The organism is Limnohabitans sp. Rim8 (assembly GCF_945901735.1).
Classification (GTDB): domain Bacteria; phylum Pseudomonadota; class Gammaproteobacteria; order Burkholderiales; family Burkholderiaceae_C; genus Limnohabitans_A.
Genome location: NZ_CAMDLM010000058.1, coordinates 1 through 10,653 on the forward strand (window position 1 = coordinate 1; position 10,653 = coordinate 10,653).

Annotated in this window: 10 protein-coding genes; 4 read left to right on the top strand and 6 right to left on the bottom strand. The window is 58.9% G+C overall.

All coding sequences use genetic code 11. The features are described 5' to 3' along the window. The coding region (locus Q0O99_RS17230; RefSeq protein WP_293753202.1) for an ABC transporter transmembrane domain-containing protein at positions 1 to 1,313 on the bottom strand (1,313 nt) is incomplete at its 3' end. Positions 1,314 to 1,584: 271 nt separating this feature from the next. Here Q0O99_RS17230 and Q0O99_RS17235 point away from each other — a divergent pair. Then, positions 1,585 to 1,734: a hypothetical protein gene (locus Q0O99_RS17235; protein ID WP_293753203.1), complete on the top strand. Its 150-nt coding sequence runs from the start codon at positions 1,585 to 1,587 to the stop codon at positions 1,732 to 1,734. 271 nt (positions 1,735 to 2,005) lie between these two features. Here the strand turns inward: Q0O99_RS17235 and Q0O99_RS17240 are convergent, their stop codons facing one another. Further along, positions 2,006 to 2,911: an SDR family NAD(P)-dependent oxidoreductase gene (locus Q0O99_RS17240; protein WP_293753204.1), complete on the bottom strand. Its 906-nt coding sequence runs from the start codon at positions 2,909 to 2,911 to the stop codon at positions 2,006 to 2,008. Between the two features lie 135 nt (positions 2,912 to 3,046). Between Q0O99_RS17240 and Q0O99_RS17245 the strand changes: the two genes are divergently transcribed. Together Q0O99_RS17245 and Q0O99_RS17250 are read left to right on the top strand one after the other, a co-directional pair. Beyond that, positions 3,047 to 3,925: an NUDIX hydrolase gene (locus tag Q0O99_RS17245; RefSeq protein ID WP_293753205.1), complete on the top strand. Its 879-nt coding sequence runs from the start codon at positions 3,047 to 3,049 to the stop codon at positions 3,923 to 3,925. Between the two features lie 62 nt (positions 3,926 to 3,987). Next, entirely contained in the window at positions 3,988 to 4,353 is a 366-nt protein-coding gene (locus Q0O99_RS17250; RefSeq protein WP_293753206.1) for an Hpt domain-containing protein, read from the top strand. Between the two features lie 70 nt (positions 4,354 to 4,423). Here the strand turns inward: Q0O99_RS17250 and ettA are convergent, their stop codons facing one another. The 4 genes from ettA to Q0O99_RS17270 form a co-directional block, all read right to left on the bottom strand. Beyond that, positions 4,424 to 6,085, bottom strand: a complete 1,662-nt coding sequence (gene ettA, locus Q0O99_RS17255; protein WP_293753207.1) for an energy-dependent translational throttle protein EttA — start codon at positions 6,083 to 6,085, stop codon at positions 4,424 to 4,426. Between the two features lie 168 nt (positions 6,086 to 6,253). Next, positions 6,254 to 7,327: a 3'-5' exonuclease gene (locus tag Q0O99_RS17260; RefSeq protein ID WP_293753208.1), complete on the bottom strand. Its 1,074-nt coding sequence runs from the start codon at positions 7,325 to 7,327 to the stop codon at positions 6,254 to 6,256. A gap of 81 nt (positions 7,328 to 7,408) precedes the next feature. Continuing rightward, positions 7,409 to 8,407, bottom strand: coding sequence for a tripartite tricarboxylate transporter substrate binding protein (locus Q0O99_RS17265; RefSeq protein ID WP_293753209.1), 999 nt, complete (start codon positions 8,405 to 8,407; stop codon positions 7,409 to 7,411). Positions 8,408 to 8,443: 36 nt separating this feature from the next. Beyond that, positions 8,444 to 8,629, bottom strand: coding sequence for a hypothetical protein (locus Q0O99_RS17270; protein WP_293753210.1), 186 nt, complete (start codon positions 8,627 to 8,629; stop codon positions 8,444 to 8,446). 150 nt (positions 8,630 to 8,779) lie between these two features. On the opposite strand from Q0O99_RS17270, the gene Q0O99_RS17275 reads away from it, so the two are divergent. Beyond that, positions 8,780 to 10,618, top strand: coding sequence for a DEAD/DEAH box helicase (locus tag Q0O99_RS17275; RefSeq protein ID WP_293753211.1), 1,839 nt, complete (start codon positions 8,780 to 8,782; stop codon positions 10,616 to 10,618). Positions 10,619 to 10,653: the final 35 nt, after the last annotated feature.

A 10,653-nucleotide genomic window follows, 5' to 3' on the forward strand; every position in this document is an offset into this window, starting at 1 on the left:
CGAATAATAGGACTGGAGACATGCGACGCCAGCATATTGAAGGCGATCAGCTCGCCGACCGTCATTTCCATTTCAATGACATAACTTGCACCCAGCCATGTGATCGCAATCGTGACCATTTTGCTGATGAGTTGCACACCATTATTTGCAATCAAACTTATTTTGTTGATTTTAAGACTGGCTTTGACATAATTTGCCAGCAATTCATCCCAACGGTTCACCCATCGGGTTTCAAGTGCCATGGATTTAACAGTGTCAATACTGGATACTGATTCAACCAAGAACGACTGACTTTCAGCGCCTTTATTGAATTTATCGTCGAGGTTTTTTCTTAATATGGGCGTGACAACCAAGGCCAACAGAAAATAGAAAGGAATTGATGCGAGAACCACATAAGTTAATTTCTCACTGTAGAAAAACATGACCCCCAAGAAAATAACTGAAAATAACAAATCCAGAATCAAGGTCAGACCTTGTCCCGTTAAAAACTCCCTGATGTTTTCTAGTTCCCTTACCCGGGCAACAGAATCTCCTACCCTGCGTGCTTGAAAATACGCCAGTGGCAAGGCTACTAAATGCCTGAACATTCTGGCGCCCAATTCCACATCTATTCGACTGCTGGTATGGGCAAAAACATAACTTCTTAAGAAATTCAGTGTGACATCAAACAAGGTCACAACGATCAAACTGATGGTGATGACATTCAAGGTGGTGATGGCGCTGTGCAACAGCACCTTGTCCATCACCACTTGAAAGAATATCGGTGTTGCCAGTGCAAATAATTGCAAAACCACCGAAACCAACAAAACCTCTGAAAGCATTTTTCGGTATTTGACGATGGCAGGTATGAACCAGCTGAAGTCAAACTTGGCCAACTCTCCAATCAGCGAAGAGGTGGAGGTCACCATCAACAAACAACCATCCCAGCAGCTTGTGAAGTCTTCTTCGCTGAGCTTTTCGGGCATTCTTTGATCTGGTCTGTGGATCAAATATTGCCGTGTGTCCTGACTGTGATGAACAGCCGCCAAAATGAATGCGCTGCCATTTTGGTCAAACGCCACGGCTGGCAAACCGATATGGCCCAGCCTTTGAAGGGCCGGCTGACGCATGCGTGCATGAAACCCCATCTCTTTGGCGAGGGTGAGGTAGGTGATGTGGTTGGGCGGTAAGTCGTCCAGACCTAATTTGCGAACCACTTGCTGCAACTCCACGGTAAGCCCATGAAACTGAGCCAACATGGCGAGGCATCCAAGCACTTGCTTGGTGGTTTCGGCAGAGTGATTTGTGTGTCGTTGGGCGCGTAAGGAATTCATGCCCTGTTTATATTATTTTTGTGTGTAATTTTTATGAAAAATTAATATTTTTGAATGTATTTTTCTCACCACCCAATCTCCCCCACTTATGGCTGGCGGCTCCTGCCTCCACTTCCTGCAGCCTGTGCGAAGCCCACCGCGACTTCTTTGAGGCTCAGCTGCTCTTGCGTCGCAACGCCATGTCCATCGACCAAGACATGGTCGCTGCCCACGGCATTACCGGGGCCTACAGCAGCGTCATGAGCCTGTGTACAACCCGGTGTATGTGGCCATGCTCGAGCAATTCGGCCGGGTGGCTGATGCGGCTCGCATGCGTGACCCCAACCGCAAGGTCATGGTGGAACACACCCTCGGCAACACCCAGGCCATCGCCTCCCCCCTTTGCCAGAATGAACTGCTCCAGCAACCCGTGATCATTTAAAGAGCAACGAGGTAGTCATGGAGATCATCACTTGGCGTGATCTGGAGGACGAAAGCGTGTCGTGGGGGGCTGGCGCTCAAGACCCAAGCCCCAAATAACGCCACCAGGCGGCATTAGGGGAGTTACAGGGCAACTGGCCATCCCATCGGGCCGATTCTTGAGGTCAAGACCCGATGGGCTGGCATCGCTTACGGGTGGGCCGGCTCATCAAGAATCCGCTTTGAAGTCAGCCGGATGGTTCAACCCGAATAAAAAAACGGATCTTTTAGAGTCAATGCGCTTTCATGGCCTTGCCCACTTCCAGCGTCCCTTGCTCTGAGCCCGAGCGGGGCACCATTTCACCTTGGCGGTCGGTCACCTGCGCCATGGCCTCGGCCAGGCGATCGGCGGTATCAGGGCCGGTGCCCAAGTACACGCCTTGGGTCAGGGTGATGTGCGCCACCTCAAAGCTGCCTGCGCCGGCGCAAATGATGGTGCGGTTGGGGGCATCGTCGCTGGCCATGACCAGCATGGCGGGCACCACCGCGTTGGGGTCCAGGGCTTGCAGCACGGCCTCGGGCATCAAGCCTTCGGTCATGCGGGTGGCGGCCGTGGGGGCCAGGCAGTTGACGCGGATGTGGTGCTTCTCACCCTCGATCGACAGGGTTTGCATCAGGCCCGCCAGCGCCATCTTGGCCGCGCCGTAATTGGCTTGGCCGAAGTTGCCGTACAAGCCGCTTGACGAGGTGGTCATCACGATGCGCCCGTAGTTTTGCGCCTGCATGTGCGGCCAAACGGCCTTGCTGCAGTGCACCGCGCCCATGACATGCACATCCATCACCAGCTTGAAGTCGGCCAACGCCATCTTGGCAAAGCTTTTGTCGCGCAAGATGCCCGCGTTGTTGACCAAAATGTCCACCCGGCCCCAGGCGTCCACCGCCTGCTGAACCATGGCCTTGACCGCCTCGAAATCGGTGACCGATGCACCGTTGGCTAAGGCTTCGCCACCGGCGGCGCGGATTTCGTCGACCACGGCCTGCGCGGCCGACACCGAGCCGCCCACGCCATGCACATCGCCGCCCAGGTCATTGACCAGCACTTTGGCCCCGCGTGCGGCCAGTGCCAGCGCATGCTGCTTGCCCAAACCGCCGCCAGCGCCCGTGACGATGGCGACACGGCCTTTGAAATCGATGCTCATGTGTTTTCCTTGTGACATTGAAAGACGGGGCTGACCTGATTCATCTGCTAATCTGGCCCCAATGACCCTGCAGCCCGTTGCGCATGGACTTTAAACCAGCCCCCGGGCACTGCCTGTTACCCGATTGACATCCTCATGGAACTGAACACAACCATCCTGACCACACCCCCTTTGGACGCCGCCACCGTGGTGATGCTGCGCGATGGCCCGGACGGCTTGCAGGTGCTGCTGATGCGCAGACACCAGGCCTCGAACGTGCTGGGCGGGGTCTATGTGTTTCCCGGCGGCAAACTCGACCCTGAGGACCAAAGCCCGGCATGGTTGCCCCGCCTGAGCCAGGACAGCGCCACCTTGCACCAAAGACTCAACGAGCCCGATATCCCCAGCGAACGTGCCTCGGGCCTGTTTGTGGCCGCCATGCGCGAAGCCTACGAAGAGTGTCGGGTGCTGCTGGGCTGCGCGCCCCATGCCGAGCCACAAGCCCAAGACCTGTTGCAAGCCCTGCGCAGCGGCCAAAGCTGGCACGAGGCCTTTGCGGCCCAGGCCCTGGCCCTGCACACCGAGCCGCTGCTGCCCTGGTGCCGCTGGATCACACCGCGCCAGGCCTCGGTGACCAACAAGCGCTTTGACACGCGGTTTTTTGTCACCCAGGTGCCCGACAACCAATTGGCTGAACACGACAACTTTGAGGCCACCGAAGCGCTTTGGATTCAGCCGCGCGAGGCGCTGCTGCGTTATTGGGACCGCCAAATCGAGCTGGCTCCGCCCCAAATCATGAGCCTGGTGCACCTGAGCCGCCACCTACACGCCCAAAGCGTGCTGGCCGAAGCACAAAGCCGCCCCCCGCCGGTCATCGAGCCCGAACCCTTTGACCAGGACGGCATCCGCACCATCTGCTACCCGGGCGATCCGCGCCACTCGGTTCGGCAAGCGGCCTTCCCTGGGCCCAGCCGTTTGATGTTCAAAAACAAACGTTTTGAGCCCGAGTTGGGCTTGGCCGCTTTGCTTGACTAAAATAAGCGTCAACACGTTGCATTTGCTTACGTGCTTTTTGTATTCACTTGTAACTCCGTCTCATGAGCCAAACACCTCAGCCGATTTATTTGTCCATTGCGCGGGCCATGGAATTCATTGGTGACGCCAATGGTGTGTTGTCCCTGCTCGAGACCCTGCAGCAAACCCTGAGCGATGATTTGCCCCGGCTGCAAGAGTTGCTGGACAAAGGTGATGTGTTCGCCGCCAACCGCATCCTGCATCAGCTCAAGGGCTTCACACCCGTTTTTTGCGTGGACAGCCTGGTCGAGCGGGTGGTCTTGGTCGAAGGCCTGAGCAAGCACGCAGAAACCAGCGAGGTGCGCACTGCTTATGACCAACTGGCCCCACAACTCGAAGCCTTGCGCCTGGAAGTGATCGCGCACCTGGACAGCCACAGGCCAAACTGAACGGGATCGACCCCCAGACGCACAAAAAAACGGGCCCTCAGGGCCCGTTTTTTTCGTTTCATCTCAGCGATTACTTCAAAGCCTTGAAGCGCACGCGCTTGGGTTTGGCACCTTCTTCGCCCAAACGGCGCTTTTTGTCGGCTTCGTACTCTTGGTAGTTGCCGTCAAAGAAGACCCACTGACTGTCGCCTTCGGCGGCCAAAATGTGGGTGGCGATGCGGTCCAGGAACCAGCGGTCGTGGCTGATGACCATGATCGAGCCCGCAAACTCCAGCAGCGCATCTTCCAGCGCCCGCAGGGTTTCCACGTCCAAGTCGTTGGAGGGCTCGTCCAGCAGCAACACGTTGCCGCCCTCGATCAGGGTTTTGGCCAGGTGCAAACGGCCGCGCTCACCACCCGACAACATGCCGACCTTTTTCTGCTGGTCGCCACCGTTGAAGTTGAAGCGCCCGCAGTACGCCCGGCTGGCCATTTGGAACTTGCCCACGTTGATGATGTCCAGACCGCCCGAGACGTCTTCCCACACGGTTTTGTTGTTGTCCAGGTCATCGCGGTTCTGGTCCACAAAAGCCATGCGCACGGTCTGGCCGATCTTGACTTCGCCGCTGTCGGGCTGCTCTTTGCCCGCGATCAATTTAAACAGGGTCGATTTACCGGCACCGTTGGGGCCAATGATGCCGACGATGGCACCCGCAGGCACCTGGAAGCTCAGGTTGTCGATCAGCAAACGGTCGCCAAATGACTTGCTGACGTTCTTGAACTCAAACACCTCGTTGCCCAAACGCTCGGCCACTGGAATGAAAATTTCCTGGGTCTCGTTGCGTTTTTGGTAGTCGTAGTCCGACAACTCTTCAAATCGGGCCAGACGCGCCTTGCTCTTGGCCTGACGGCCCTTGGGGTTGGCACGGGCCCACTCCAGCTCTTTCTTCATGGCCTTGGAGCGCGCGTCTTCGGTGCGCTGCTCAGTGGCCAAACGGGCGTCTTTTTGCTCCAGCCAGCTGGAGTAGTTGCCCTTGTAAGGAATGCCAGAGCCCCGATCGAGTTCCAAAATCCACTCGGCGGCGTTGTCCAAGAAGTATCGGTCGTGGGTGATGGCCACCACCGTGCCCGAAAAGCGCTGCAAGAACAGCTCGAGCCAGTCCACGCTTTCAGCGTCCAAGTGGTTGGTGGGTTCGTCCAGGAGCAACATGTCGGGGCGCGAGAGCAGCAAACGGCACAAGGCCACACGGCGTTTTTCACCGCCCGACAGTTTGCCGATCACTGCATCCCATGGGGGCAGACGCAGCGCGTCGGCAGCGATTTCAAGTTGGTGCTCTGAGGCATCGCCAGCCGTGGAGATGATGGCTTCAAGCTTGGCCTGCTCGGCGGCCAGGGCGTCAAAGTCAGCGTCTTCTTCAGCATAAGCGGCGTACACCTCTTCCAGCCGGGCTTGCGCGGCCTTGACTTCGCCCATGCCGCTTTCGACGGCTTCGCGCACGGTCTGCTCAGGGTCCATGATGGGTTCTTGCGGCAGGTAACCGATCTTCAGGCCCGCCATCGGGATGGCTTCGCCTTCGATCTCTTTGTCGATGCCCGCCATGATCTTGAGCAAAGTGGACTTGCCCGAGCCGTTGGTGCCCAGCACGCCAATCTTGGCCCCGGGGAAGAAAGACAGCGAAATGTCTTTGAGAATATGACGCTTCGGGGGGACGATCTTGCCCACCCGGTTCATCGAAAATACGTATTGAGCCATTTATACCCGCCTGAAAAAATACCAATAACCGCGCATTATCCCAGCTTGGCGTGATGCCGCATCAAACAGATGCGGCGATCCCGGTGCAAGGCTGTCTCTGTGGGATCGACGCCCTGGTCGCGATAGACCCTTCGCAGACCACAAGCATTCGCCCCGAGTACAGGGCGCCTACAGCTGCCGCTCCGTCTGCAAGCCCGAACGGCTGGAATACTGAACCAAGCTGTTGAGGGCTTCCAGCATCACCCGAGCGCTGCGGCGGCTATACACCTCGTCTCGCAACCAAGCGCATTCGGCGTCCAGCAGCGCATCAGACCCCAAACTGCACCACCAAACTCGGCCTTCACCGTCCCAACGGTAGCCCCTGGCCTTGAGCTTGTCTTTGGATTCAAACGGCGCACCCGTGGCGCGCAGTTTGTAGCGCGTCTGTCCTGCCCCGGCCAGCAGCCGCATCAGACCCGTTTGTCCATCGGCCAGAGGTGACGCCAGCACTTGCAGCAAAGCGTGGCAATCGACCTGCGCCCGGTGCGCGTCGTAAAACCAGCCGCGCTCAGACGCCAAAAACTCCAGTTTGGCCGAGCCGCTGCCTTCTTTTTTCCAGTCAACGCCCTGGAAAGAACAGCCCCAGGCCTTGCTGGCAAACACCGGAAAACGCGCCTCCACAAACGGCCGGTCGAACCCGGCGTTGTGCGCCACCACCAAGTCAGCCTGCGCCACAAGGGCCGTCACGGCCGCATCGTCGATGCGCAAACCCTTGACCATGCTGTCGTCGATGCCGGTGATCTCGGTGATCTGGGCCGGAATCGGCTTGCCCGGGTCTTCAAACGACTCGTAAATGGTGACCGGCCCCACGGGCAAACCTGTGGCCGTGTCCACCAGCACCGACAGCATGGCCAGCTCGATGATTTTTTCGCTTTTGCTGTCCAGTCCGGTGGTTTCGGTGTCGAGCACGATCACGCGCTGTGGCGCCTGGCCGCTCACAGGCCCGTAATCGCTGCGCGGCACCAGCCGCCGCAGCACCCGAAAGTCGGGGTGCTGCGCCAGGGTTTGGGCCATGGCTTCGGGGTCGGTGGGGGCTGAACGGGTCATGGCCTCTGGCGGCGCAACAGCCGCATGCACCGACAAAGGCGTCACTGCCGCAGGCGATGCCACTTGGGGCATGGCCGTTTGGGCCGCATTGGAGGGCGCCATTGCGGCAGCGTCGGCCTCAAAGCCGAAAAAACTCATCTGGTCGGTTTTGTTCATAGGGCGAGATTAAACCGCGATTTTCGATCGCCCAAACAACCCCTAAGAGATCCAACTGAACATGATTTCAGCGCATGCCTTTCAGTCCAGCTTGATGCCCAAGTCCACCGCCAGCTTGATCCAGACCGGCACTTCGCCTTCCCAGTCTTTGCGGGTGTCGGCTAGGTTTTTGGGCTTGTTGGGGATGGCGAAGGTTTCACGCAGCTTGGCGGCGCGTTCGGTGTTGGACCATGCCACGGCTTCGTCGGCCATGCGTTTGAGGATGGCTTCGGGCGTACCGGCGGGGGCCACCAGAGGCAAGCCGCCTTCCAGCGTGACGAGTTTTTCGGTGTTGCCTTGCTCGGTCAATGTGGGCACATCGGGCAGTTTGGGTGAGCGGTAACTGCCCGTCACACCGATGGCGCGCACGCCCCGGGTGGACATGGTGTTGAAAGCCTGATAACTGCCCACAGCCACTTGCAGTTGGCCCGAAGCCACGTCGAGCCACATGGGCGCTTCGCCGCGGTAGTGCACCGACTGGATTTTCGTACCATGCTGGCGGTTGGTCTGGTCGGCCAACATGTGCGGGTACGAGCCCGGTGCATAGGTGCCCATGGAGGTTGGATTGTTTTTGGCCCAGGCCACGAACTCGGCCATGTTTTTGGCCGGAATCTTGTCGGGGATGCCCACCACCAGGGGGCCGGACGGGAATACAGTCACGGGCGTGAGGTCTTTGTCCAGGTTGTAGGGCAGTTTGGAATAAAGAACGCGGTTTTGCCAAAACGTGCCCGATGTGCTCATGACAAAGGTGTAGCCATCGGCAGGTGACTTGGCCACCGCATCAATGCCAATGATGGCGCCCGCGCCAGGTTTGTTTTCGATGACCACCGGCACCCCCAGCTTGCCCGACAGGTACTCGCCATAATTGCGGGCATAGGCATCGGTCAAGCCGCCGGGCGGAAAAGCCACCACGATCTTGATGGGCTTGGAAGGCCATTTGGCCGCTTGGGCCCAAGCCGCCCCAGACGACAGCATGCAGGCGGCCAAGGCGAGCGAGGCCATCCACCAATGTCGGCGGTGTGTTTTCAATTCATTCGACATGTTTTCTCCCAAAGTAACTCGTTGATCAGCACGCATTCAGTTTAGAGGCAGATCGGCTCGTTTTGAATTGGGGTTTGAACCCATGCGGGCAGAGGTCAACGAAAATGTCTGGGCAAGGGTTGCACCATCGCAGCCGCAGGCATGAATCAACGCAGGCGCAAGCCCCTGAACCAGGACTTGTGCGACAATCGCGCTCGTTGTGGCCGCCAGTTGCCGCAACATCAGCACTCCTGCTGGGGCCTGACCCAGGCAACGCTCAAAACAAGCGCCTGTGGCTTCCATGCCCACCTTAAGACTTATCGGCCAACACTGGACACTGCCAACCGCAGTTGAATGAGCCGATGCCCGCGCCGGACATGGCGCTCTGTAAAAATGAACTTTGAAGAATTGAATCTGGCTCCGGCCCTCATGCAAGCTCTGCGCGAGCTCGGCTACGACACCCCCACCCCCATCCAGGCCCAAGCCATTCCTGCCGTTCTGGCTGGACAAGACTTGTTGGCTGGCGCCCAAACCGGCACCGGCAAAACCGCCGCGTTCACCCTGCCCATGCTGCACAAGCTGAGCCAGAGTGAGCCTGGCAAAAACCGCTTTGGCGGCAAAGCCATCCGCGCTTTGGTGCTCACGCCCACCCGCGAATTGGCCGCCCAGGTCGAAGAGTCGGTGCGCGACTATGGCAAATACCTGCAACTCGACTCCACCGTGATTTTTGGTGGCGTGGGCATGAACCCGCAAATCAGCAAGATCAAACGCGGTGTGGACATTTTGGTGGCCACACCCGGCCGTTTGCTCGACCTGCAAGGCCAGGGATTCCTGGACTTGTCCAGCATCGAAATTTTGGTGCTCGACGAAGCCGACCGCATGTTGGACATGGGCTTCATCCACGACGTGAAAAAAGTGCTGGCCCTGGTGCCCAAAGAAAAGCAGAGCTTGCTCTTCTCGGCCACCTTCAGCGACGAAATCCGCGAACTGGCGGGCAACCTGCTCAAGAACCCCCAAAGCATTCAGGTCACGCCCAGCAACACCACGGTGCAGCGCATCACACAGGTGATCCACCCCGTGGGCCGCAGCAAGAAAAAAGACGTGCTGTTGCACATCATCCAGAAGCACGACTGGAGCCAAGTTCTGGTGTTCACTCGCACCAAGTTTGGCGCCAACAATGTGGCCGACTTCCTGACCAAAAATGGTGTAAAAGCCATGGCCCTGCATGGCAACAAGAGCCAAACAGCACGCACGCAAGCCTTGGCAGGCTTCAAGAGCGGCGAGATCCGCGCTTTGGTGGCCACCGACATTGCAGCGCGCGGCATCGACATCGAAGAGTTGCCACACGTCGTGAACTTTGAAATCCCGAACGTTTCGGAAGACTACGTTCACCGCATCGGCCGCACTGGCCGCGCAGGCGCCAGCGGCGAAGCCGTGAGCCTGGTCTGCCTGGACGAAGAAGGCTTCATGATGGACATCGAGCGCTTCACCAAGCAAGAGATTCCAGTCCAGTTGCTCGAAGGCTTCGGCCCCGAGCCAGGCGAAGTGGCCGAGCCGATCGCCATGGGTCGCCAGACTTTGTGGGGCGGCGCAGGCAAGCCCCCTAGCCGCGACGTGATGGCTGCCGCCGCCAAAGCCGCACGCCAGGACATGATGCAACGCATCCGTGACAACAAAGTTGCCGTGGGTGGTGGCGGTGGCGGACAAGGCCCTCGCCAAGCACGCGGCGAAGGTCAAGGCCCCGCACGCCCATCGCGCAATGGCCCTCCTCCATCACGTCGCAATGGCCCGCAGGGTGCACCGCGCTTTGAAGGTCAGGGCGATGGCCGCCGTGAAGGCGGTCGCGACGGTGGTCGCGGCCAAGAGCAACGCGGCGATCCGCGTTTTGACAACCGCGGTGATGGCCAAGGCCGTCCCGCACCGCGTGGTCCACGCCCAGAGGGCCGTGGTCCAGGCCGTGGTGGTCAAGGCGGTCAAGACCGCCGCGGTAACGATGGCGATGAATTGCCACGCCACATCGACCCCTTGAAGACCACACAGTTTGCGCGCCTGGACTTGCCCAACCGCAAGCCTGTGCGCACCAGCGGTCAACCTGACCCGACCCGTACCAGCATCGACAGCCTGGCCAGCGGCGGTCGCCGCCATGGTGGCGGCGGTGGCGGTGGTGGGTACGGCGGTGGCAACCGGGGCGGTAACGGTGGTGGCGGTGGTGGCCGTGGCTTCGGTCGCTGAACCCCACTGACGCAGAATGCAAAGAGCCCGCACAT